Source organism: Achromobacter deleyi (genome assembly GCF_016127315.1).
Lineage (GTDB): Bacteria > Pseudomonadota > Gammaproteobacteria > Burkholderiales > Burkholderiaceae_B > Achromobacter > Achromobacter insuavis_A.
Window position 1 is genome coordinate 3,870,721 of sequence record NZ_CP065997.1, and the last position, 21,886, is coordinate 3,892,606.

Consider the following 21,886-nt stretch of genomic DNA (forward strand, 5'->3'; position numbering starts at 1 on the left):
GGGGGTCTCAAAGCTGCTTCAGGTCGGGGAAGGGGCGGACCGGATCGCGGCCGTCCCAGTCGCGCGCGCTGTCGCGGATCAGGTCGAACAGGCGGCCCTTGGGACCGGCCACCTCGGACAGCTCGATGACGGTGCCCGGGTGGTACTCGGTGTCGAAGTAGATGAAGCGGCCTTTCTCGCCGACCTCGCCCTGCATCTTCGGCACGAAGCCCTGCGTCAGCAGGCGCGCCAGGTCGGCGTCGTAGTCCTGGGTCCAGTACGCCACGTGCTGCAGCCCGGTGCGGCCGGCCTGCAGGAAGTCGCGGTACATCGACGGCACGTCGTTGCGGGTCTGGATCAGCTCGACCTGCACGAAGCCCGAATTGGCCAGCGCCACCGAGTTGTGCGGCTCGTAGGGCGCGCCGTCGTAGCGGTAGTTCACGATCGGCACCTTGGGGTTGTAGAACCAGGGGCCCACGCCCAGGGTGCGGCTCCAGTAGTCCATGGCGGCCTCGATGTCGGGCACCACATAACCGAGTTGGCGGATTTCGCCCAGGAAACGACTCATGATGGATTCTTGTGTAGGAAGTGGCGGGAGTGCGCGGCCCGGGGCGGGCCGCGCGGCGTTCATGACGCGGATTTGAGAAAGCCGATCGATATCCAGGGGAAGGCGGCGACGATGACCAGCCCGACCAGCAGCGCGGCGATGTAGCCCCAGATCGGGCGGATGCCCTCGTCGGGATCGACCCGGCTGATGGCGCAGGCGCCGTAGTAGCCGACGCCGAACGGCGGCGCGAACAGGCCGATGCCCATGGCGAAGATCACCACCATGGCGTAATGCACCTCGTGCACGCCGGCCTGCGCCGCCACCGGGAACAGCAGCGGCCCGAACAGCACGATGGCGGGAATCCCTTCCAGCACGCTGCCCAGGATGATGAAGGCCACGATCGACACGGCCAGGAAGCCGTAACTGCCGCCCGGCATGCCGGCCATCAGCCGCGCCAGGTCGCCGGAGAAGCCCGATTGCGTCAGGGCCCAGGCCATGGCGGTGGCGCAGCCGACGATCAGCATGATGGCGCCGGACAGCGAGGCGGTCTCGATCAGCATGGGCTTGAGCCGCGCCAGGTCGAAGCGCCGGTAGACCAGCGCGCCCACCACCGCCGAGTAGACGATGCCGATGGTCGAGACCTCGGTGGCGGTGGCCACGCCCTCGACCACCGCGGCGCGGATCACGAAGGGCAGCGCCACGGCCGGCAGGGCGATGACGAAGAAGCGGCCGATCTCGCGCGGGGCGAAGCGCTGCGCCAGGCTCAGGTCTTCCTTGCGGTAGCGCCACCACACCACCGAGCACAGCGCCAGCCCCAGCACCACGGCTGGCAGCAGGCCGCCGGTGAAGAGCGCGGCGATGGACACGCCGGTGACCGAGCCGATGGTGATCAGCACGATCGACGGCGGAATGGTCTCGGTCTGCGCGCCGGTGGCCGACAGCAGCGCGACCAGGTCGCCGGGCTTGGCGCCGCGCTTGCGCATTTCCGGAAACAGCACCGGCGCGATCGCCGCCATGTCGGCGATCTTCGAGCCGGAGATGCCCGACACCAGGTACATCGCCCCGATCAGCACGTACGACAGGCCGCCGCGCACGTGGCCCAGCAGGCTGGCCAGGAACTGGATCATGGCGCGCGCCATGCCGGTCATCTCGATCAGCGAGCCCAGGAAGATGAACAGCGGCACCGCCAGCAGCATCAGGTGCGACATGCCCTCGTCCAGGCGGCCCACCATCACCAGCATCGGCGTGTTGGTGGTCAGCGCCAGGTACGAGAACGTCGCCAGCGCGAACGAGAATGCGATCGGCACGCCCGCGAACACGGTGGCCGCGACGACGCCCACGAAGAAGATCACCAGGTTGAGCTTGCCCAGCCCCGTGAACAGCGGCTGCGCCAGCCAGAACGCCGCGACGATCGCCGCCGCGCCGGCCAGCGCCAGCAGCAGGTGCGGCACGGTCCGGGTGCGCAGCAGCCGCAGCAGCGCCACCACCGCCATCAGGCCCATGCCCACCGGAATGGCGGCGGCGCGCCAGGCGTTGCTCAGCTCCAGCGCGGGCGTGATGATGAAGTGTTCCTCGTGCGCATACTCGATGGCGGGCGCCAGGATCAGGACCAGGAAGGCGAGCGAGGCGGCCAGCGCGCCGGCTTCCAGCTGCGCGCGGCGCGCCGGGCTAATGTGGTTGACCAGCGCCGTCATGCGCATGTGCTCGCCGCGGCGCAGCGCCACCACGGCGCCCAGCATCGACAGCCACAGGAACAGGATCGACGCCAGTTCATCCGACCACACCAGCGGGCTGTGGAACACGTAGCGCGCCACCACGCCGGCGAACAGCACCAGGATCTCGACCAGCACGATGGCGGCGGCCGCCAGCTCGACCAGGCCGCCCAGCGCCGCGTCCAGCGCATCGCCCGCGCGCCGCAGCGGATGGGCCGGCAGCGCGGGCGCGGCGGCGTGGGAAGAAGAGAGCGAGGACATGGGCGCGGCCTCAGGCGAGCTTGCCGACGGCCTGCTCCAGCAGGCCCCAGGCTTCCTGGCCGAAGCGCTGCTGCCATTCGCCGTAGAAACCGGCCTTGCGCAGCTGGTCGCGGAAGCTGTCGGCGGCGGGCTGGTTGAACGTCAGGCCCTTGCCTTCCAGGTCGGCCTGCACCGAGGCGTTGAGCTTCTTGATGTCCTCGCGCTGCGCCAGGCCGGCCTCGTTGATGCCGCGCGCCACCACCGTCTTCAGGTCCTGCGGCAGGCCTTCCCACATGCGGCCATTGGCGATGAACCAGTAGCCGTCCCAGATGTGGTTGGTCAGCGAGCAGTACTTCTGCACCTCGTACAGCTTGGCCACCTGGATGATGGGCAGCGGGTTCTCCTGCGCGTCCACCACCTTGGTCTGCAGCGAGGAATAGACCTCGCTGAATTGCAGGCTGGCCGGCGCCGCGCCCAGGCCCTTGAACATCGAGATGGGCAGCGGGCTGACCGGCACGCGGATCTTCAGGCCGTCCATGTCGGCGGCGCGGGTGACCGGCGCCTTGCTGCTGGTGGTCTGGCGAAAGCCGTTGTCCCACATCTTCTCGAAGGCGTAGAGGCGGCGCTGCGCGATGGCGGCGCGCACGTGGGCGCCGAGCGCGCCGTCCATGGCGCCCCAGACCTGGCCGTAGTCCTTGAAGGCGAAGCCGACGGCGTTGATGGCGGCCACCGGCACCAGCGTGGCGATCACCAGCGCCGACGGCGTGAAGAAGTCGATGCCCCCCGAGCGCACCTGGGCCAGCATGTCGGTGTCGCCGCCGAGCTGGTTGTTGGGGAAGATCTTGATGTCGACGCGGCCGTTGCTTTCCTTGAGGATGCGGTCGGCGGCTTCCTGGGCGCGGATGTTCAGCGGGTGCGAGACGGGCAGGTTGTTGCCGTACTTCAGCGAATAGTCGGCGGCCCGGGCGATCAACGGGAAACCGCCGCCCAGGGCGGCCGCGGCGGGAAGGGCGCACAGGCGGCGCAAGGCACTGCGGCGGGTGAGCAGCTTCATGGTTGTCTCCAGAATCTTGGTTATGATGTTTTTTGAGGTGCCGCAGAAGTCCATCGCGCTGAGGCATGACGGACAATAGTGAACCGGCGCCTGCATCGTCAAACCCGAACAATGATGGTTTTTGATGTGAATAAGCCCATTCGCGAACGCAAGCTGGCGACCCTGGCCGAGGTCGCGGCGCTGGCCGGCGTGTCCACCGCCACGGCCGACCGCGTGCTGAACCGGCGCCCCGGCGTGCGCAACAGCACCGCGCAACGCGTGCTCAAGGCCGCGGCCGAACTCGACTACCTGCCCGAGGCCGACCTGTACGCCGCCATGGCGCCCGAGCCCATGCGGCTGGTGATCCTGCTGCCGCGCGGCAGCAACCGCTTCCTGCGCATGCTGGGCGACAGCGTGAGCTACGCGCACGAGCATTTCGCGCCGCTCAACGCGCGCTGCCAGGTCGACTATGTCGAGAGCTTCAACCCCGAGGCCCTGGCGCAGGCGCTGCTGCATCACGGCCGGCGCGCCGACGGCATCGCCTTCATGGCGCTGGAGCATCCGGTGGTGCGCGAGGCCGTCAACGCGCTGGCGCAGCGCGGCGTGCCGACGGTGACGCTGATCTCCGACCTGGCCAACAGCGCGCGCGTGGCCTACGTGGGCCTGGACAACCGCGCCGCCGGCCGCACCGCCGGCTACCTGATCGCGCGCTTCATCGGTCCGCGCGCCGCGCACGTGGCGCTGATCGCCGGTTCGCGCCACTACCGCGCCCATGAGGAACGCGAGGGCGGCTTCCTGCAGCTGTACGCCGAGCAGTTCCAGGCCATGCAGGTGGTGGACCTGCGCGAAGGCTACGACGACGCGCAGCGCAACTACGAGCAGACGCGCCAGCTGCTGGAGCAATACCCGCAGCTGGCCGGCATCTACAACATCGGCGGCGCCTCCGACGGTGTGGCGCGGGCGCTGAAGGAAGCCGGCCTGCAGCACCGCGTGGTGTTCATCGGCCACGGCCTGACGCCGGACACGCGCGCGCTGCTGATCGACGGCACCATGGACGCCGTCATCACGCAAAGCCCGGTCGAGGCGCTGATGAGCTGCGTGCGCATTTTCTGCAACGTGCGCGACAAGCGCAGCCCCATGAGCGGGGTGGAGATGAACCGCAGCCAGGTGATCCTGCGCGAGAACCTGCCGTGACGGGCAGGGCCGGCGCCGTCGGCGGCGCGCGGCCGGCGCGGATCACGCGTCGCCGGCAGCGGGCCGCGCGGGGGACGGCGCCCCCGGCAGATCAATGCCCGAGATCGCTTGCCGGTAGCGCCGCTGCTGCGGCCCGAAAGCCAGCGACCGGACCGGCGCGAACCGCATCAAGCGCAGCGCGAGCCGCTGGGCCCAGGCCCCGCGCGGCGAGGTCGGCAGCAGCGAGCGGAAGTCTTCGGCCAGCTGTTGGTTGCGCAGGACAAAGCCATGCATGCGCGCATGGCAGGCGCGAAACGCTTCGGGGGCGTCGGCCCGGCCCAGTTCCTGGGCCAGGATGCGGGCGCCGACAAGCGCGAGGCTGACGCCTTGCCCCGACGCCGGTGACGCGCAGTAGGCGGCATCGCCGATCAACCCGACGCGGCCATGGGCCCATTGCGGCATCACCACCTGGCTGATCGAATCGAAGTAGAAATCCGGCGCCTCGTCCATCCGCGCCAGCAGCTCGGGGATGCGCCAGCGCTGCGCGGCGCCCAGGTCCGTCAGCATCACCTGGCGCAACAGCCGCCGCTGCGCGCCAGTATCGTCATGGCGAACGTCCAGGCCCGACGCGCGGAACAGGAACAGCGCTTTGGCGTCGCCGCTGCGGTCGGCGCTGTAGACGTTGACAAGGCGATGCGGCGCGAGATAGGCGACCTCTTCGTGTTCGAGGCCCAGCTCGTTCGGCACGCTGCCGATCGCGACATACATGCCCAGGTGCCGCAGGAATGCCTTTTCCGCGCCGAACACCAGCGCCCGCAGGCCCGAATGCAGGCCGTCGGCGCCGATCACCGCGTCGAACCGGCGCCGCGTCCCGCCGTGGAAGCGGACGTCGACTTCACGGCCGACCTGGTCGATGGCCGCCACGGAGTCCGAGAACATGTAGCGCACGCGGTCGCGCGTGGCCTCGTACAGGATCCGCGCCAGGTCGCCGCGCATCAGTTCGATGTCTCCCGGCTCGCGCATGCCGAAGGTGTCGGCGTCCAGGCTCGCCAGTGGCCGGCCGGCCGCGTCGACGAAGGTCGCGCGGCGCATGCCCACGTGCTGGCCGTGGGCGGCGTCGTAGAGGCCCATGCCGCGCAGCACGTCGCAGGCGGGGCCGCGCACGTCGATCTTGTAGCCGCCGGTGCGGATGGCTGGCGCGCGTTCGACCACGGTCACGTCGTGGCCATCCCGCGCCAGCCAGTAGGCCAGGGCGGGGCCGGCGATGCTGGCGCCTTGGATGAGAAGGGTGTGGGGCATGGCTTGGGTCCGTCGATGGCAGGCAGCTTGCCACTGTACGGAGCGGGCGCGTTGTCCACATTGGGCAAAAATGACAAACTATTCGCAAAATCAGACAACCTGCACCCCATTTGCCGCCATGCCGATCCTGGACAGCTTTCGCGCCAGCGACTTCATCGAGCCCGACGCGATCGCGCGTCCGGTCGTCGCCTATGGCGTGCGCTTCGATTCCAAGGGCAGCGAGCTGGCCCCGCACCAGCACCGCAAGGCGCAGATCATGCTGGCGTCGCGCGGCGTGCTGGCCTGCGAGGCGGAAGGCGGCGTCTGGATCGTGCCGCCGGGCAGCGCGCTGTGGGTGCCGGGCGGCGTGCCCCACCGGGTCAGCGCGGCCGGCTCGGTCGAGGGCTACAGCGTATTCATCGAGGCGCAGGCGTGCGCCGCGCTGCCCGCGGCCTGTTGCATGATGTCGGTGTCGCCGCTCCTGCGCGAACTGATCGTGCGCTGCGCCAGCTACCCCGCGGTGGCGCCCGAGGGCGGCATCGAAGCGCACGTGGCGACGCTGTTGCTGCTGGAGGCCGCCGCTTCGGCCACCGAGCGTTTCTTCCTGCCGATGCCGCGCGATCCGCGCCTGCGCCGCATCTTCGACGCCCTGGCGGCCGCGCCGGCCAATCCCGGCACGCTGGAAGACTGGGCCGGACGCAGCGCGGTCAGCGGCCGCACGCTGTCCCGGCTGGTGCGGGCCGAGACCGGCATGAGCTTCGGCCGCTGGCGCCAGCGGATCCAGGTCGCGTTGTCGATCCTGCGCCTGGCGCAGGGCGCCACCGTGCAGGCCGTCGCCCTGGAACTGGGCTATGAAAGCGCGGGCAGCTTCGTGACGATGTTCAGGAAGGTCATCGGCACCTCGCCGGCGCGCTTCATGGCCGAGCGTCTGGCGCGCGACGCGCGTGGCGATACGGGGCTGGCGAGCGGCTGACGACTTTGCCGCAGGCCCGGCGCAGGGTCGGTTGCCCAGGCGCGGGGCGACGCGCGCATTCGACGGCGGTTGCTTCTTGTGAGGCCTGTTGCCCTTTGCCATGGCGCATCCGGTTGACGGCCATTGCGCGATTGGTCAACACTGCCCTGGCTTCGTCGTGGCCAGGCCCCGGCGCGCCGAAGACCCGATCGCCCGCTTCCTCATGAGGGTCATCCGCCATGCATGCACACCCGATCCGTCACGCCGTCGCCGCGGCCTTGCTGCTGCTGGCCATGCAGGCGCAGGCCCAGGAGGGGCTGCCCGCGCCCGTCAACGGCATCACCTTCGAGGAATGGGCCGCGGGCAATGCCCGCCTGGCCAACAACCAGCCCCTGGACGGCGTGCTGAAGATACTGAAGGTGGACGAAGGCCAGTGGAAACAGGCCGACGCCGCCTTCATCGAGGAACTGAAGCGGCGCGATCCCGGCTCGCCCACGTTCATGCGCTACGGGCCTGAGCCTGCCTGGGGGACTTGCAGCCCCCTGCGCCAGGTATGACGCTTGCTGGTGTTGTACGGATCGAGCCATCGCCGGCCTATGCCGATGGAGTCGATGCGTACAAGGAGATATCCATGCCAGGCAAGAAATCCAGCAGGGTCGGCAAGCACGGCGCCGTCGATACCGCTTTCAACAACACGGACAGCGGCCCCGCCGAGCCGCCCGGCAAAGGCGCCGTGCCCGCCGCGATGCAGCGGGCCGCCGCGGTGGCGGCGACCGTGCAGGCGCTGCCGCATCACCCCGACAAAGAGAAGGAATACGGCGAGGCGGGCGCGCGCTGTCCCTATCGAGGCGTGTCCGTCGCGACCGATGGCGCGGCGGCGGGCAGCTCATTGTCCGAACGCCAGTACACCGACAAGACGGGAGAGCCCCCCGCGGCTGGCGTCAACGCCGTCGATGGGCGGCTCGCGCGCGTTCGCGCGGACGCCCAGGGGCAGGCGCTGACCACGAATCAGGGCGTGGCCGTGAGCGACAACCAGCATTCGCTGAAAGCGGGCCTGCGGGGCCCCGCGCTGCTCAAGGACTTCATCCTGCGCGAAAAAATTACCCACTTCGATCACGAACGCATTCCGGAACGCATCGTGCATGCGCGGGGATCCGCCGCGCATGGCTACTTTGAATGCTACGAGCCGCTGGCCGACCTGACGCGGGCGTCTCTGTTCGCGAAGAAAGGCAAACGCACGCCGGTGTTCGTGCGCTTCTCGACCGTGGCCGGCGAGCGTGGGTCGAAGGATACGGCGCGCGATGTGCGCGGATTCGCGGTCAAGTTCTATACCGACGAAGGCAATTGGGATCTGGTGGGCAACAACATGCCCATTTTCTTCATCCAGGACGCCATGAAGTTCCCGGACCTGGTGCACGCCGTCAAGCCCGAGCCGCATCACGGCATGCCGCAGGCGGCATCGGCGCACGATACCTTCTGGGATTTCGTGTCGTTGATGCCGGAGTCGACCCATATGCTGATGTGGCTGATGTCGGACCGGGCGATTCCGCGCAGCTATCGCATGATGCAGGGCTTTGGCGTGCATACGTTCCGGTTCGTCAACGAACAGGGCGAGTCGCAACTGGTGAAGTTCCATTGGAATCCGGTGGCGGGCACGCATTCGCAAGTCTGGGACGAAGCCGTGAAGGTGTCCGGGGCCGACCCCGATTTCCACCGGCGCGACCTGTGGGAGGCGATCGACGCCGGCCATGGCCCGGCGTGGGAGTTGGGCGTGCAGGTCTTCACCGAGGAAGACGCGGAGCGCTTCAGCTTCGACGTGCTGGACGCCACCAAGATCGTGCCGGAGGAACTGGTGCCGGTGCGCCCCATCGGCCGCATGGTGCTGGACCGCAATCCGGACAATTTCTTTGCCGAGACCGAACAGGTGGCGTTCTGCGCGGCGCATGTGGTGCCGGGCATCGATTTCACCAATGATCCGTTGCTGGCCGGGCGCATCCATTCCTACGTGGATACGCAGATCTCGCGGCTGGGCGGTCCCAATTTCCACGAGATCCCGATCAATGCGCCGCTGGCGCCGGTGCACAACAACCAGCGCGACGGCATGCACCGCCAGGCGGTGCACCGTGGACGCGTCGCCTACGAACCCAATTCGCTGGGGGGCGGCTGTCCGTTCCAGGCGGGCATGGAGGGCTTCGTGTCCTTTCCGAAACCGGTGGCGGGCGATGAGCTGCGCGGCCATCCCGAGCGGTTCGCCGAGCACTACAACCAGGCCACGCTGTTCTACGACAGCCAGGCGGATTGGGAACGGCGCCATCTGGCGGATGCGTTCGCGTTCGAATTGAGCAAGGTCACGGTCGCCGCCATCCGCCAACGCATGGTTGCGTCGCTGCGCAACGTGTCGGACGACCTGGCGCGGACCGTGGCCGACAAGCTCGGCATGGCGTTGCCCGATCCCATGCCGCGGGCCTTGCGCGACGTGCCGCCCGCCGAGGTGACGCAATCCCCCTCCCTGTCGCTGGCGGCGCGTCCGGGCGAGGTGGGTGTGACAACGCGCAAGGTCGCCATCCTGGTCGCGGAAGGCGTGGACGGCGCCGCCGTGTCGGCGGTGGCGCAGGCCCTGATGAAGGCTGGCGTGGTGGTGCGGCTGGTGGGGCAGCGCATCGGCGCGGTGGCCACGGCCGACGGCGCCACGCTGGACGCCGATGCCTCACTGGACAACCAGCCCTCCGTGCTGTTCGATGGCGCCGTGGTGCCGGCCGGCGCCGCCGCGCTCGAACGCTGGCGCCAGGATGGACGGGCCCTGGAATTCCTGCGCGACGGCTATCGCCATGGCAAGACGCTGCTGGCGCTGGCGGAGGGCAGCGGTTTACTGGAGGCCGCGGGCATCGACCCGGCATCGCCGGACGCCGGCCTGGTGGTGGGCGATGCGCCCGCGTCGGCCACGAAGGCATTCATCGAGTCCCTGGCGCGGCACCGGCATCCGGAGCGCGAGACCTGTCCTCCGCGCGTATGACCGGGGCGGTCGGAGGCGGGTCCGCTCCGGCCGCCGTGCGTAGCGCCGTGGCAAAGCCGCCTTCCACGCGCGAGTAGGGGCGGGCGCTGGTCGTGACGCGAGGCAGGGCGCTCCAGGCGACGGAGCAGCCCGCCTGCACCATCCGGTCCACCAGGCTCTGGTCCTCGCTGCAGGCCAGGGCCGCGAAACCGCCGGTGCGGCGGTAGGCCTGGGCGGCGATGCCGAGGTTCGCGCCATGCACGTGGCGGTGGCCGTCGTGGTCCTGGTAATGGGCCGCAAAGTGGCTTTGGGCGGCATGGGCGCGAATCCCGTGCGCGGCCCAGCCCGAGACGCCCACCGTGCCGCAAACCACTTCCGCACCCAGGGACAACTGGTCCACCAGCCAGCGCGGCGACACCACGGTATCGGCATCGGTGTGCGACAGCCAGCGCGCGCCGGCGTCCAGCAGCAGCTGGGAGCCGGCCGCGCGCGCGGCGCCGACATTGCGCGCATGAATGGCGAGGCAGTGCACCGGCCAGGCGGCGGCGAGCCTGGCGGTGGCGTCACGGCAGTGGTCCAGCACCACCACGATCCGCACCGGCTCGGCCAGCAGCAGGGGATGGCGCGCTGCCCGGGTGACCGCGCGCAGGCACGCCGCGATATGGCGCTCTTCGTCATGGGCGGGGATGCAGATGCCGATCATTGGTCCTCTTGCCCGGTGGCGAAGTCCATGGCCCAGGCATCGAGCCTGAAGGCCGATTCGGTATGGCTGAACAGCGGCGTGGCGCCAGACAGCGCGCCCAGGCGGTCATGCAGCGCGTCCGTCGGTTGCCGCCTGTCGTCGAAGTGGCCGCGCCGGTGGCAGGCGATGAGTTCCGCGCCGGGCCGCAGGCTGGCGCGGGTCTGCGCCAGGAAGCGCGCCAGCGCGTCATCGTCCAGGTAATAGCCCATTTCCGAGATCACCATCAGGTCGAAGCCGCCGGGCGGGACCACGGGCCACGCATCGGGCAGGTGCAGGGCCATCGCCTCCACGCCTTGGGCATGATTCGCCAGCATGTGCTCGCGGCAGCGGTGGATGGCGGTGGCGGCCACGTCGACGGCGGTGACCCGCCGGCAGCGTCCGGCCAGCGCCAGCGTCATGTCGCCGCTGCCGCAGCCCACCTCCAGCGCGTGGCCATAGCGGGCGCGTCCCAGGCTGGCCAGCAGCAGGGCGCGCTTGCGGCGCTCGTACCAGGCGCCGCGCACGTTCCAGGGATCGTCGAACGAACGGTACAGCGCTTCGAAATGCCGGGCTAGAGCGTCCACGTCGATTCCCCCGCCGCCGCGACCATCTCGCCGTGCGCGGCCTGGTCGCGTTCGGCATGGCTCTGGCGGATGTAGAGCGGCAGATCGGCCATGACCTGCGCCAGCGCCGGGTCCTTGCACAGCGGGCCGGCGCCCAGCGCGCGGGCGGCGCGGGTCATGATGTCCTCGGCCGCCGCCTCGACCGCGAGCCGGGCGCGGGCCGTTGCCACCGCACAGCCGTCATGGGGATCGGCATCGATCGCCGCGGCGGCCGAGCGCAGGGCCCAGCGCGCCTGGCAAAGCGCCACATCCGCCGCGCCGAGATGGGCGAGCAGGAAGGGATCGGCGCGGCCCGTGGACGCGCTGGCGCGCAGCCGCTGGAAAACGCGGGCCAGGCCGCCGTACCAGCAGGCCGCGACGCCCGCGCCGCCGTGCAGGAATCCGGGGCGGTCGACGTACGCGCCCGGCGCGCCGAGCGGTGTGCCCCGCACCTGATGGAATGACACATCGACCGTCGCGCTATCGCGCATGCCGGGGGCGAGCCAGGTGTCGGGCAGGATCGTCACCCCCGGTTGCGCCAAGGCGACCGCCGCCAGGCCGGGCGCGCCTGTCGGCGTCCATCCGCTGACCACGGCGTGGCTCGCGCCGGCGGCGCCGGAGCACCAGGTCTTGATGCCCTCGAGCAGGACCTGGCCGTTGGCCGCGGGGGCCATGACCAGCCGCTGGCGCGCGGACTCCGCGCACCATACGCCCCAGATGCTTGCCGGCGGCGGGGGCGTGGGCGCCGCAAGCTCCGCCAGGATCGCCAGCGCGTCGGTGTGCCCCTCGAAGCGCTTGGCCAGCGGCAGATCGACGGCGGCCACGGCCGCAAGCGCCTGCCAACGCGTCAGTGTCTCGCCGCCGCCCGGCAAGGGCAGGCGGTCACAGCCAGCCTGCACCAGTGCGCGCAGGATCGCCTCGGATCCGAGCGTGGCATCGGCTTCGGCCAGCACGGCGCGCAGACGATCGAGGCGGAACGAGGGCGAGCGAGCAATCGGGGGCATGGGACGGTTCGCGAGGAGGGGGAGTGCCCGCTCAGCAAATGGCATGCCCGGGGCCTCGTCCCGCGTCCCCGCGCTGACGTCGGCGGCCGGTCAGGCAGGCGCGGGCCGTGGGAACCCGTATCGGTCCCCCTTCGGATCGACGGCCAGGGCGATCACGACCCCGTTTCGGCGCGGTGGCACACCGCTTCGATGTTGTAGCCGTCGGGGGCGTCCACGCCAAACCCCATGCCGGTGGCCAGCGTCTTGCGCGGCACCTGGCCCATGGCCGCGAGCGCGCGCGGGTAGAAGGCGCGGCTGTGTTCGAAGTCGCTCACGTGAATTTCGACATGATCCAGCATGCTGCTTTCTCCGATGAGGCGGCCGCCAGGGCCGGGCCCACCAGCATAGACCGGACAAGCGGCGTGGCGCGGGTGATCGTGCTGTACGAGAGCCCTTCGGTGCCTGAGGCCGCCTCCAGCTACTTGGTCTGCGTGTAGGCACCACGAATGTGGCCGGGCAGGGTGGAACGTGACCTCCTCGGCCTGGCTTTGCGATCGTTCGACCGGGTGCTATCCGATCTGCTTTTTGGAGCAGGTCTTCAGGGCCAGCGGAGTCAGGCGGATTTCCGTGGCATTGCCGGCAAACCATTGTTGCAGAATGCTGTTTGGAATCCGCTGACCCTTTACGTCGTATATCTGGAATTCACGGCCGGGGGCCATCATGGCCACCATCTTCATCGTGGTGACCTTACGTGGGCCTTCTTCGAAACCGTCGGCGCGCGAGCCGTTGGCCTGATAGACGCCATACCCGAAGGTGCAGGCCGGGGGTTGGGCGGCGGATGCCGATGGTCCACGTTTGGCGTCGGCGACGGCATCCTTGAATCCCTGCATTTCAATTTTCGAAGGGTCATGCGAGTTGCCGACACAGTACGAGACCGTCGAGTTGCCGGAGGGATCGCTTTCCAACGACTCCTTGCCACACTTGTATGCCTCCTTGTATTCGCGTGTATTTTTGAAGTTCGCGGGCTGGGCGGCGGCAGGGCCGCTTATCGCGAGCAGCGCGGCCGAGGCCAGGGCCACTGCGAATCCATGCACATTGATATTCAGGCTGCCTTGCATTGGGTCTCTCCTCTTTGATCTATGGGATATCGGCGATATTGGTTTACCGGGCCACGGACAGAATCCGCTGTATCGCCTCGAAAAGCGCTTCAGTTCCCTTGTTGCTCTGCGTGAGGACAAAACCCACGTCCTTGTTCGGAGATGACCGCTTTATGGTTATTTTCTTGTTCAAGAGGCCGCCGATGCTCGCCCCTTTTATCTCGGTCCACGGCAGGTCATGGGCTTCGCCAAACGACAGATTGATATGAATGCCGCGGTGGGACAGCGCGGCGCCTGTATCGCCGCTTCCAAACACCGTTTCGTCGAAATAGAACAGGACCTCGTCGCTGCTCAGGGGGTAGCGGTACTTGTCTATGAATTTGGCGATTTTCTTGGATGGAATTTCCGGCGCGACATAGAACTTCTTGTCGGGATCGGTGCTGAACCCCTCGATCACGTTGTCCCATTCAGAGGCGCCAGTTCCGTCGGTGGCAGGACGCAAAACCGATGCACCAGCGGGCGTCGTTGCGGCCGGTGCCTGGCGAATAGCCAGATCGCCGGTTGACGTGGTGACCGCGCCGGAAGCGGGGCTGGCGGTGTCCTGCAGGCGAGCGGGGAGGGAAGTCGCGGTGTCGCTTTTGCCTGCCGGAGAGTGTGTGCGGGTTACTGGCGCGTGTGGCGTCCGGAATTCGCTGAACGAGATCTCTTTTGGCAGGCCAAAAAAAGCAATCCGATCCGCAAATTTTTCTTCCGAATCAACCGCACCGCAGGTGCACTCGTTGCGCAGGGCCTGTTGCTTTCGACCTTTCAAGTCGATAAGGGAAAACGAATCGCAGATCTGCTGCATCGTTCCTTCGGCATCTCCGAATTTCTGCAGCCATACTTCGTAGGTGCGGGGATTGTAGGGATAGAACTCTATCGCCTTTACCAGAGCAAGCCTGAGTTCGTTTTCACCCAGGCCAATTCTCTCGATGTTGGCAATCATCTTTTCCGACTTTTCTCTTTTTTCCCGGTTTTCGAAGACTTGGATGCGCTCTTGTCCGGATTGCGCGGCCAGTTCGATCTCGATCAAGTGCAAATTGACAGCGAGTTCAAAGAACAGATTGACGATGCCGCGGCGGTAGCCGCGGGATTGGACATAATTCCGCCTGAATTCGGCAAACTCCCCTTGTTGCAGGGCGTCAGCCGCAGCATTGAAGGCACCATGAAGCAGGCCCGAGCCCATATTCAGCAAGCCAGCCTTGGCTGCGCCACTGATCGCACCGGTCAAGCCAAATCCGCCGCCATTCCAACGCGATCGACCGTCTTTCCTGGCCTCACGATATTGTCTGTCATCTTCGACAGCTGAACGTCTTTCCAGGTACTCCTTGAAGAGCGTTTCACAACACTCCTCCAGCCAGGCTGAGGATTCGATGAGATGCTCGAACACATCGTCTGTGGAATATTCAAAGATTGCATATTCGGTTCCGAGCCGACGCACACACACGTCCAGAGCGGGAGACAGCCTCTCATATAGAACATCGAGGAGATTCTCGACAAGGCCGTCGATATCACTGAAATCGGCGAAATCCCGCGCCACCCTCGCCGAAACATCTTCCGCTTCCTTCATGTACACGGATCTGACGCGCGAGTAAGTCACGAAGGCTTGGTTGTTCTGGAAGTCTGGATATGCCGGTTGGGTGATTGGATTCTGCATTTTTGTCATCGTTTCACTGAAAGTTTGAATGGCCCGCGCTACAGGATATGTCTCGAGGTCGCTTGGATAGTCATGAAAACCGACAAGCATTTGAGATGCTTAACGGCTGGTAATCCGAGGACTTTATGCTTTCTCTCCAGACTTACTCTTCATTAATCAGGTCTCTGGTATTCAAAGAATCGCGTGACCGTGTCCGTTTACCGAGCCGTGCTCGATGAATGGATTCCTGTTTGTGTATCCGCGGGCAGGCGTCAAATCGGCAGATTCCGACTTCCATGCATCAGGGATTCCCCCAATCACAAATCCCTTGCGGAAAATCAATGCTCTATAGGACACTTTGTGTCATAGCCGCAATCAAGCGGCGGACACAAGGGGAATCCCATGAAGCGCATCATCTTGGCCGCCGCGCTGGCGCTGGCCGCAAGCGGCGGCGCGCAGGCCGCGTTTCCGGATCATCCGATCCGGCTGGTGGTGCCGTTCGGCGCCGGCGGCATCACCGATATCGTGGCGCGCCAGGTCGGCAAGGGCATGGGCGATGCGCTTGGGCAGAGCGTGGTGGTGGAGAACCGGCCCGGCGCCGGCGGGGTGATCGCGGCCCAGGTGGCGGCGACGGCGCCGGCCGACGGGTATACGATTTTCATGGGCACGGTGGGCACGCAGGTGGTGAACCCGCTGATCTACGCCAAGCTCAGCTATGACCCCGACAAGTTCGCGCCGGTCGGGCTGGTGTCCGGCTCGCCCTATCTGCTGGCGGTGCGCGGCGACCTGCCGGCGGCGAATTTCGCGGACTTCGTGGCCTACGCCAAGGCGCATCCGGCCAAGCTGAATTTCGGTTCGGCCGGCACGGCCAGCTCGCCGCACCTGGGGCTGGAGCTGCTGAAGCTGACGGCGGGGGTCGACATCGTGCACGTGCCGTTCAAGAGCGGCAGCGAGGCGGTCAATGCGGCCATCGGCGGGCAGGTGGACGTGGTGATGGACGCCAGTCCGGTGATCATGCCGCACGTGGCGTCGGGCAAGCTGCGCGCGCTGGCGGTGGCGGCCGACCAGCGGCTGCCGTCGGCGCCGCAGGTGCCGGCCGCGGGCGAGGCCGGCGACGCGGGGCTGCAGATCAGTTCCTGGAATGCGTTCTTCGCGCCGGCCGGCACGCCGCCGGCGGTGCTGGAAAAACTCAACGCGGCGCTGCGCCAGACGCTGGCCTCGCCGGAGTTGAAGACGCGGCTGGCGGCGCAGGGCACGCAGCTCTACACCGGCGCGCCGGACGAATACCAGCGCTTCATCGCGGCCGAGAAGAAGAAGTGGGCCGAGATCGTCAAGCGCGCCGACATCAGGATGGATTGACCATGACGACACATCCCCTGGCGGGACAGCCGCTGGAACTGGCCGATACGCTGCGGTCGGGCAATGCCTGGAAGATCCGGCTGGCCTGCGGCTACATGGGGCTGGCGCTCGCGCGCCGCACCTTCGACATCGTGCAGGGCGACCTCGAGACCGAGGCCTTCGGCCACATCAATCCGTGGCGCCAGGTGCCGGCGCTGCGCACGCCGGAAGGCGTGTGGCTGGCGGAGTCGCAGGCGATCCTGTGGTATCTGGGGCGGGGCACGCCCTGGCTGCCGGATGGGCGGCTGGCGCAGGCGCAGGTGGCCAGCTGGCTGAGTTTCGAGCAGACCCAGCACATGCATGCCTTCGCGCAGCCGCGGCTGCTGATCCATCTGCGCGGCACGGCGCGGGTGGATGACCCGGCGATGGTCGAGTGGCGCCGCGCCGGCATGCGCGCGGCGGCATGGATGGAGGCGCATCTGGCGGGGCGCGATTTCCTGGTGGGCGAGGAGCCGACCATCGCCGACATCGCGCTCTATCCCTACACCAGCATGGCGGATCAGGGCGGCTACGACCTGTCCGCCTTGCCCCACATCAACGCCTGGCTGGCGCGCATGCGCGCCCTGCCGGGCTTTACGCCGTTGTTGGAAACGGCATAGCGAGGAGTCAAAGATGGCCGATACGATGCACTTGGGAAAGGATGAACTGATCGCGCGGGCCAAGGCCGAGATGCAGCGCCAGTTCGACACGCCCGACTGGACGCTGCGCGAGCGCCTGGCGCTGACCTGCCGCATCCTGTTCGACGGCGGGCACGACTCGGGCCTGGCGGGCCAGATCACGGCGCGCGCGCCGGAGCCCGACCGCTACTTCACGCAGCGGCTGGGCCTGGGCTTTGACGAGATCACGGCCGGCAATCTGTTGCTGGTGGACGAGGACCTGCGGGTGCAGGAGGGCGGCGGCATGCCCAACCCGGCCAACCGCTTCCACTCGTGGATCTACCGGGCGCGGCCGGACGTCAACTGCATCATCCACACGCACCCGCTGCATGCGGCGTCGCTGTCGATGCTGGAGGTGCCGCTGGAGGTCTCGCACATGGACAACTGTCCGCTGTACGGCGACGTGGCGTTCCTGAAGGACTGGCCCGGCGTGCCGGTGGGCAACGAGGAAGGCGAGATCATCTCGGCGGCGCTGGGCGACAAGCGCGCCATCCTGCTGTCGCACCACGGCATGCTGGTGGCCGCGGGCACGGTGGAAGAGGCCTGCGTGCTGGCGCTGCAGTTCGAGCGCGCCGCGCGCATGCAGCTGCTGGCGATGGCGGCCGGCAAGATCCAGCCGATTCCGCCGGCGCTGGGGCATGAGGCGCACGACTGGATCCTGACGCCCAAGCGTTCGCAGGTGGGCTTTTCGTATTACGCGCGGCGGGCGTTGCGCCAGCATCCGGACGTGCTGGCGTAAGGGCGTCGCGGCGCCGCAAGGCGCCTGCGCTCGGGGGTGAGCCGCGCGCGCCGGCATGCCGGCGCGGGCGCGGCAACGGGCATGGCGGGCAGGCCGGCTCGACGGCGGGGCGGGTTTCGGGCATGCTTACCGGTCGTTACCGCGACTTTTCCCGCCCATGATCGACCTGCCTCACCGCCTGCGCGCGCTGCGCCGCCAGCAATCCCTGTCCCTGGAACAGCTGGGCGAGCGCACGGGCCTGACCAAAAGCTACCTCTCCAAACTGGAGCGGGGCTTGAGCGAGCCTTCGATATCGACCGTGCTGCGGCTGGCCGAGGCCTATGGCGTGGGCGTGTCGCAACTGGTGGGCGGCGACGGCGCGGCGCAGGATGAAGTCGTCAGCCTGGTGCGGGTGGCCGATCGCGAGGTGTTGCAGCGTCGCGGGCTGGGCAACGAATACCACTATGAATCGCTGGCGGGGCGCCGCAAGGTCAAGGCGATGGAGCCCTTCATCGTGCACCCGCCGCGTGAATTTCCCGACGCCGCCGCGGTCTTTCCGCATCCGGGCGAGGAATTCCTGCTGGTGCTCAAGGGCGCCATCGAGGTCCAGGTCGGCGAACGCGAGTTCCGCCTGGACGCCGGCGATTCCCTCTATTTCGATTCCGAACTGCCGCATCGCATGCGCACGGTCAGCCGCGGCGCGGCCGAGGTGCTGGTGGTGGCGGCGCATTGATTCCAAGGAAAGCGCAGTGAAGCACGATCAATCGCGGCTGGTCCGCATCGATGCAGGTCCGATGAAGAACCCGGTGCCGGGCAAGCCCAAGCGTCCCCTGTCGGGCGACGCGGCGTTCCGCACCGTGACCGCCTTCGAAGGCAATGGCGGCCGCGCCGAGGCTGGCGTATGGGAAAGCACCGCCGGCAGTTTCCAGTCCAACACCACCGGCTACATCGAGTTCGGCTACATCGTCGAAGGCGCGGCGCGCCTGGTCGATCCCGACGGCACGGTGCACCCGCTGACCGTGGGCGAGGCCTTCGTGATGCCGGAGGGCTATACCGGCCGCTGGGAAGTGGACCAGTTCGTCAAGAAGATCTACTTCATCAGCCGCACCGCCTGAGACCCGCTCGACGATTGCCCGCCGCGGCCCGCGCAGGGCCGGGCGGGCGCTTGTGACGGCGCGCGCCCGTTACGGCGCCGGCCGCTGCGGGTAGGCCGAGTTGCCGAAGGTGTTGCCCATGCGGTTGCCGATGGTGGCGGGCGTGGGCAGGCCCATCTGGTTGGGCGGCCGCTGCGTGATGGCTTCCGAGCCGAGCGTGGGCGGCGGCTTGGGCGCGGCGTCGGGCGCCATTTTCTGGTTCAGGCAGTCATACGACAGGGCGCGGTAGCCGTTGACTTCAGTGTCGATGCAGGCGCCGCCAGGCGCGGGCTTGGCCGCCGGCGGGGCGGCCTGCGGGACCCGCGTGGCCGTTGCCTGGGCGCCCGCCGTCAGGGGCGTTGCCGCCAGCGCCGCCAGCAACAGCAGGCAGGCGCGGCGCGAAGAGGGGCTGTATGTGCGCATGCGGGCTCCTTTGAAAAGGCCCGGCGGCCCGGGGCCGCCATGATGTCATTAGTATAGGGACGGATGGCGCCGCGCAGGTGACGATTGCGTGGCGGCTCGCCGCGGCGCGGATGTGGCGTGTCACGATTGCGTCATTCGCGCGTCCTAGCATGGCGCCTTTCCTTCAAGGCGGGTGCGCGGGCACCCGCGACAACGGCCATGCCTGGCATTTTTCCTCCATGTTGGCGTCGATGACCTTCGCCTGTCCGTCGGGCAGGGGCTGGATGCGGCACGCCTGCCTGGCGTTGGGGTTGTGGGCGTTGGCCGGCGCGAGCCGCGCCGAGGCCCCGCCGCGCGAGATGGCGTTCGCCATTGCCGCGCAGCCGCTGGATCAGGCGTTGGCGCAATACAGCCTGGACAGCGGCCTGACGGTGCTGGTCGACAGCGCCCTGACCGCCGGACGCCACGCGCCCGCGGTGGTCGGCACCTACACCCCCGGAGATGCCTTGCGCAAGCTGTTGGCGGGGTCGCCATTGGCGATCCGCTATGCCAGCGCGCACTCGTTCACGCTGGTGGCGGCGCCGCGCGAGACGGCGGCCGCGCGCGCGGCCAGCGCGGCGCGGCTGCGCGACACGCCGTACGCGGCGGCGCTGCAAGGCGCGCTCAAGCGGGCGCTGTGCAAGGGGCAGGGCGCCGAGCCGGGCCGCTATCGCGCGCTGGTCAAGCTGTGGTTCGACAAGGCCTGGCGCGTCGACCGGGTGGATTGGGTATCCGATACCGGATCGGCCCCGCTGAATCGGCGGCTGGAGGCCGCGTTGCGCGGCGTGACGGCCGGACCGCTGCCGGGCGGCATGCCGCAGCCGGTGACGATATTGCTACAGGCGAGCGATGCGGATGACTGCGCCGCGCTGCGAGGGGGGAGCCATGCGGGATGACAAGCCGGCGGGTTCCCTGCGCGCGCTGTTCCTGGAGCGCTACAACGATTTTCGCAGCCAGCTCAAGCGTCGCCTGGGGTCGGACGACCTGGCGCACGATGCCATGCAGGAAGCCTTCCTGAAGGTGAACGACATGCCCTCGAGCTCGTCGATCCAGCAGCCGGCGGCCTACCTGTTCCGGGTGGCGGTGAACATCGCCGAAGACCAGCGCCGCCGCGATTCGCGCCTGTTGACGGGGGTGGAGATCATTGAACTGGTCGGCGCGACGGACGAGACCGAGGATCCCGCGCGCATCGCGCAGGGCCGCAGCCAGATCGAGGCGTTCCGCCGCGCCCTGCGCCAGTTGCCGGAGCGCACCCAGCAGATGCTGCTGGCCGCCCGGGTGCACGACGTGCCGCATGCCGAGATCGCCCGGCGCTACGGCGTGTCCGAGCGCATCGTATCCAAAGAGCTCAAGCGCGCGTTGGCCCACTGCGGCAAGGCGCTGCAAGCGCAGGAGGGACCCGCGCCGGACGCGGGCGAGGAAGACGAATCATGGCGCTGATGATGCTGCCGGGAAGGCGCAAGGGCGGACGGGCGTCGCACGATCGCGATGCGCGCCATTGGTTGCTGACGCTGACCTCGGGCGCCGCCACCGAGGCGGATGCGGAGGCGTTCCGCGCCTGGCTGCGGGCGGACCCGGGGCACGAGGCCGCCTTTGCCGAACAGAAGCGGCTGTGGCAGGCGCTGGGGCCGGCGGTGCGCGAAGAAGCGGCGGCCCGGGCCACGACGCGGCGCCCGTCGCTGTCGGGCCGGCGCGCGTTCCTGGGCGGCGCGGTGGCGGCGTCGGCGGCCTATCTGGCGTGGCGGCCGCCGTTGGGGCTGTGGCCCGGACTGGACGAGCTGGGCGCCGATTACCGCACGGCGACCGGCGAGCAGCGCCGGGTGGCGCTGGGCGATGCGCTGGAACTGGAACTGAACACGCAGACGCGCATCAATGTGCGGTCGGCGGCCGGGGCCCGGGAAGGCGCGGTGATCGAGCTGGCCGCGGGCGAGGCCGAGGTCCGCGTCGGCCGGCTGGCCGATGCGAATGCCGCCATGCCGGCGCCGGTGGCGCAGGTGGTGGCGGGGGCCGGGCGCGTCTCGGCGCGCGAGGCGCTGTTCAACCTGCGCTATCTGGGCGGCGAGGCCAGCCTGTGTTGCCTGGCCGGCAGCGTACGACTGGCGCACGCGCAGGGCACCTACGAGGTCGCCGCGGGCCAGGAATTGCGCTACGACGACCGCCGGGTGATGCCGCCGGCGAAGGTGAACACCGAAGCCGTAACCGCCTGGCGGCGCGGCTGGCTGGTGTTCGACCGGGTGCCGCTGGCGGACGTCGTGGACGAGTTGAACCGCTACCGGCGCGGCCGGCTCGTGCTGCTGAACGCGCAGCTCGGCCAGCGCCGGGTGCAGGCGCGCTTCGCGCTGGCGCAGGTGGCGGACGCCGAGCAGCTGATCCGCGACGCCTATGGCGCCGAGGTGACGCGGCTGCCGGGCGGCGTGGTGCTGCTGTCCTGAGCCGGCAGGCGCCGCGGCCCGGCGTGGTTCATGAATTATTTATGACAGGGTTCTGGTCGGCATTTTTCCATCCGTCTGTCTTGTTCTAGGTGGCGAACACCGCGATTGGAATAAGGAAAGACGA

The 21,886-nt window shown here is 68.4% G+C and carries 23 protein-coding genes; 12 read left to right on the top strand and 11 right to left on the bottom strand.

Translation table 11 applies throughout. The annotated features are described in order from the left end of the window. Positions 1–7: 7 nt before the first annotated feature. Genes I6I07_RS17685 through I6I07_RS17695 form a run of 3 tightly spaced genes read right to left on the bottom strand, consistent with a single transcriptional unit; the run spans position 8 to position 3,532 of the window. Entirely contained in the window at positions 8–547 is a 540-nt protein-coding gene (locus I6I07_RS17685) for a VOC family protein (protein WP_198483066.1), read from the bottom strand. Positions 548–606: 59 nt separating this feature from the next. Then, complete coding sequence (locus I6I07_RS17690; protein WP_198483067.1) at positions 607–2,499, bottom strand: TRAP transporter large permease subunit; 1,893 nt, start codon at positions 2,497–2,499, stop codon at positions 607–609. 10 nt (positions 2,500–2,509) lie between these two features. Continuing rightward, entirely contained in the window at positions 2,510–3,532 is a 1,023-nt protein-coding gene (locus I6I07_RS17695; RefSeq protein ID WP_198483068.1) for a TRAP transporter substrate-binding protein, read from the bottom strand. A 111-nt stretch (positions 3,533–3,643) separates the two neighbouring features. Here I6I07_RS17695 and I6I07_RS17700 point away from each other — a divergent pair, with 111 nt between their 5' ends. Next, complete coding sequence (locus I6I07_RS17700) at positions 3,644–4,705, top strand: LacI family DNA-binding transcriptional regulator (RefSeq protein ID WP_006390132.1); 1,062 nt, start codon at positions 3,644–3,646, stop codon at positions 4,703–4,705. Between the two features lie 42 nt (positions 4,706–4,747). Here I6I07_RS17700 and I6I07_RS17705 read toward each other — a convergent pair whose 3' ends face one another. Beyond that, entirely contained in the window at positions 4,748–5,983 is a 1,236-nt protein-coding gene (locus I6I07_RS17705; protein WP_198483069.1) for an FAD-dependent monooxygenase, read from the bottom strand. A 118-nt stretch (positions 5,984–6,101) separates the two neighbouring features. Here I6I07_RS17705 and I6I07_RS17710 point away from each other — a divergent pair, with 118 nt between their 5' ends. From I6I07_RS17710 to I6I07_RS17720, 3 genes are all read left to right on the top strand, one after another. Continuing rightward, positions 6,102–6,935 carry an AraC family transcriptional regulator gene (locus I6I07_RS17710; protein ID WP_198483070.1) on the top strand — a complete coding sequence of 278 codons (834 nt, stop codon included), beginning with the start codon at positions 6,102–6,104 and terminating at the stop codon, positions 6,933–6,935. Positions 6,936–7,153: 218 nt separating this feature from the next. Then, positions 7,154–7,471, top strand: a complete 318-nt coding sequence (locus tag I6I07_RS17715) for a hypothetical protein (protein WP_198483071.1) — start codon at positions 7,154–7,156, stop codon at positions 7,469–7,471. A gap of 74 nt (positions 7,472–7,545) precedes the next feature. Beyond that, positions 7,546–9,927, top strand: a complete 2,382-nt coding sequence (locus I6I07_RS17720; protein ID WP_198483072.1) for a catalase — start codon at positions 7,546–7,548, stop codon at positions 9,925–9,927. Here the strand turns inward: I6I07_RS17720 and I6I07_RS17725 are convergent. From I6I07_RS17725 to I6I07_RS17750, 6 genes are all read right to left on the bottom strand, one after another. Then, positions 9,866–10,609, bottom strand: coding sequence for a glycosyltransferase (locus I6I07_RS17725; RefSeq protein WP_198483073.1), 744 nt, complete (start codon positions 10,607–10,609; stop codon positions 9,866–9,868). The genes I6I07_RS17720 and I6I07_RS17725 overlap by 62 nt on opposite strands. Continuing rightward, positions 10,606–11,211, bottom strand: coding sequence for a class I SAM-dependent methyltransferase (locus I6I07_RS17730; protein ID WP_198483074.1), 606 nt, complete (start codon positions 11,209–11,211; stop codon positions 10,606–10,608). Before I6I07_RS17730 ends, I6I07_RS17725 begins: the two co-directional genes overlap by 4 nt. Then, positions 11,199–12,233 (bottom strand): acyl-CoA dehydrogenase family protein, encoded by a 1,035-nt coding sequence (locus I6I07_RS17735; protein WP_198483075.1) that lies wholly within the window; start codon positions 12,231–12,233, stop codon positions 11,199–11,201. Before I6I07_RS17735 ends, I6I07_RS17730 begins: the two co-directional genes overlap by 13 nt. Before the next feature lie 152 nt (positions 12,234–12,385). Then, positions 12,386–12,571, bottom strand: coding sequence for a hypothetical protein (locus I6I07_RS17740; RefSeq protein ID WP_232625629.1), 186 nt, complete (start codon positions 12,569–12,571; stop codon positions 12,386–12,388). Between the two features lie 210 nt (positions 12,572–12,781). Further along, positions 12,782–13,330: a hypothetical protein gene (locus I6I07_RS17745; RefSeq protein ID WP_198483076.1), complete on the bottom strand. Its 549-nt coding sequence runs from the start codon at positions 13,328–13,330 to the stop codon at positions 12,782–12,784. Between the two features lie 43 nt (positions 13,331–13,373). Then, positions 13,374–15,095 carry a hypothetical protein gene (locus I6I07_RS17750; protein WP_198483077.1) on the bottom strand — a complete coding sequence of 574 codons (1,722 nt, stop codon included), beginning with the start codon at positions 15,093–15,095 and terminating at the stop codon, positions 13,374–13,376. Between the two features lie 291 nt (positions 15,096–15,386). Between I6I07_RS17750 and I6I07_RS17755 the strand changes: the two genes are divergently transcribed. The 5 genes from I6I07_RS17755 (at position 15,387) to I6I07_RS17775 (ending at position 18,871) form a co-directional block, all read left to right on the top strand. Continuing rightward, the gene (locus tag I6I07_RS17755) at positions 15,387–16,343 is read left to right on the top strand and encodes a Bug family tripartite tricarboxylate transporter substrate binding protein (protein ID WP_198483078.1); all 957 of its coding nucleotides are present in this window, start codon (positions 15,387–15,389) and stop codon (positions 16,341–16,343) included. A 2-nt stretch (positions 16,344–16,345) separates the two neighbouring features. Next, on the top strand, positions 16,346–16,981 hold the full coding sequence (locus I6I07_RS17760; RefSeq protein WP_198483079.1) for a glutathione S-transferase family protein: 636 nt from the start codon (positions 16,346–16,348) through the stop codon (positions 16,979–16,981). Positions 16,982–16,994: 13 nt separating this feature from the next. After that, positions 16,995–17,777 (top strand): aldolase, encoded by a 783-nt coding sequence (locus I6I07_RS17765; RefSeq protein WP_061074011.1) that lies wholly within the window; start codon positions 16,995–16,997, stop codon positions 17,775–17,777. A 157-nt stretch (positions 17,778–17,934) separates the two neighbouring features. Further along, the gene (locus I6I07_RS17770) at positions 17,935–18,489 is read left to right on the top strand and encodes a helix-turn-helix domain-containing protein (RefSeq protein WP_006390110.1); all 555 of its coding nucleotides are present in this window, start codon (positions 17,935–17,937) and stop codon (positions 18,487–18,489) included. Positions 18,490–18,505: 16 nt separating this feature from the next. After that, positions 18,506–18,871 (top strand): cupin domain-containing protein, encoded by a 366-nt coding sequence (locus tag I6I07_RS17775; RefSeq protein WP_006390109.1) that lies wholly within the window; start codon positions 18,506–18,508, stop codon positions 18,869–18,871. A gap of 69 nt (positions 18,872–18,940) precedes the next feature. On the opposite strand, the gene I6I07_RS17780 is transcribed toward I6I07_RS17775, so the two are convergent. After that, the gene (locus I6I07_RS17780) at positions 18,941–19,312 is read right to left on the bottom strand and encodes a hypothetical protein (protein WP_198483080.1); all 372 of its coding nucleotides are present in this window, start codon (positions 19,310–19,312) and stop codon (positions 18,941–18,943) included. Between the two features lie 149 nt (positions 19,313–19,461). Here I6I07_RS17780 and I6I07_RS17785 point away from each other — a divergent pair, with 149 nt between their 5' ends. From I6I07_RS17785 to I6I07_RS17795, 3 genes are read left to right on the top strand one after another with little or no spacing between them, the layout of a single operon-like run. After that, complete coding sequence (locus I6I07_RS17785) at positions 19,462–20,226, top strand: STN domain-containing protein (protein ID WP_198483081.1); 765 nt, start codon at positions 19,462–19,464, stop codon at positions 20,224–20,226. Further along, positions 20,216–20,770, top strand: coding sequence for an RNA polymerase sigma factor (locus I6I07_RS17790; protein WP_198483082.1), 555 nt, complete (start codon positions 20,216–20,218; stop codon positions 20,768–20,770). The genes I6I07_RS17785 and I6I07_RS17790 overlap by 11 nt, the downstream gene beginning before the upstream one ends. After that, positions 20,761–21,762: a FecR family protein gene (locus tag I6I07_RS17795; RefSeq protein WP_232625630.1), complete on the top strand. Its 1,002-nt coding sequence runs from the start codon at positions 20,761–20,763 to the stop codon at positions 21,760–21,762. Before I6I07_RS17790 ends, I6I07_RS17795 begins: the two co-directional genes overlap by 10 nt. The last annotated feature ends 124 nt before the right edge of the window (positions 21,763–21,886 follow it).

Coding starts and splice junctions, on each gene's coding strand:
- I6I07_RS17685 (WP_198483066.1), bottom strand. CDS start 547: ATGAGTCGTTTCCTGGGCGAAATCCGCCAACTCGGTTATGTGGTGCCC.
- I6I07_RS17690 (WP_198483067.1), bottom strand. CDS start 2,499: ATGTCCTCGCTCTCTTCTTCCCACGCCGCCGCGCCCGCGCTGCCGGCC.
- I6I07_RS17695 (WP_198483068.1), bottom strand. CDS start 3,532: ATGAAGCTGCTCACCCGCCGCAGTGCCTTGCGCCGCCTGTGCGCCCTT.
- I6I07_RS17700 (WP_006390132.1), top strand. CDS start 3,644: ATGATGGTTTTTGATGTGAATAAGCCCATTCGCGAACGCAAGCTGGCG.
- I6I07_RS17705 (WP_198483069.1), bottom strand. CDS start 5,983: ATGCCCCACACCCTTCTCATCCAAGGCGCCAGCATCGCCGGCCCCGCC.
- I6I07_RS17710 (WP_198483070.1), top strand. CDS start 6,102: ATGCCGATCCTGGACAGCTTTCGCGCCAGCGACTTCATCGAGCCCGAC.
- I6I07_RS17715 (WP_198483071.1), top strand. CDS start 7,154: ATGCATGCACACCCGATCCGTCACGCCGTCGCCGCGGCCTTGCTGCTG.
- I6I07_RS17720 (WP_198483072.1), top strand. CDS start 7,546: ATGCCAGGCAAGAAATCCAGCAGGGTCGGCAAGCACGGCGCCGTCGAT.
- I6I07_RS17725 (WP_198483073.1), bottom strand. CDS start 10,609: ATGATCGGCATCTGCATCCCCGCCCATGACGAAGAGCGCCATATCGCG.
- I6I07_RS17735 (WP_198483075.1), bottom strand. CDS start 12,233: ATGCCCCCGATTGCTCGCTCGCCCTCGTTCCGCCTCGATCGTCTGCGC.
- I6I07_RS17740 (WP_232625629.1), bottom strand. CDS start 12,571: ATGCTGGATCATGTCGAAATTCACGTGAGCGACTTCGAACACAGCCGC.
- I6I07_RS17745 (WP_198483076.1), bottom strand. CDS start 13,330: ATGCAAGGCAGCCTGAATATCAATGTGCATGGATTCGCAGTGGCCCTG.
- I6I07_RS17750 (WP_198483077.1), bottom strand. CDS start 15,095: ATGCTTGTCGGTTTTCATGACTATCCAAGCGACCTCGAGACATATCCT.
- I6I07_RS17755 (WP_198483078.1), top strand. CDS start 15,387: ATGAAGCGCATCATCTTGGCCGCCGCGCTGGCGCTGGCCGCAAGCGGC.
- I6I07_RS17760 (WP_198483079.1), top strand. CDS start 16,346: ATGACGACACATCCCCTGGCGGGACAGCCGCTGGAACTGGCCGATACG.
- I6I07_RS17765 (WP_061074011.1), top strand. CDS start 16,995: ATGGCCGATACGATGCACTTGGGAAAGGATGAACTGATCGCGCGGGCC.
- I6I07_RS17770 (WP_006390110.1), top strand. CDS start 17,935: ATGATCGACCTGCCTCACCGCCTGCGCGCGCTGCGCCGCCAGCAATCC.
- I6I07_RS17780 (WP_198483080.1), bottom strand. CDS start 19,312: ATGCGCACATACAGCCCCTCTTCGCGCCGCGCCTGCCTGCTGTTGCTG.
- I6I07_RS17785 (WP_198483081.1), top strand. CDS start 19,462: ATGGCGCCTTTCCTTCAAGGCGGGTGCGCGGGCACCCGCGACAACGGC.
- I6I07_RS17790 (WP_198483082.1), top strand. CDS start 20,216: ATGCGGGATGACAAGCCGGCGGGTTCCCTGCGCGCGCTGTTCCTGGAG.
- I6I07_RS17795 (WP_232625630.1), top strand. CDS start 20,761: ATGGCGCTGATGATGCTGCCGGGAAGGCGCAAGGGCGGACGGGCGTCG.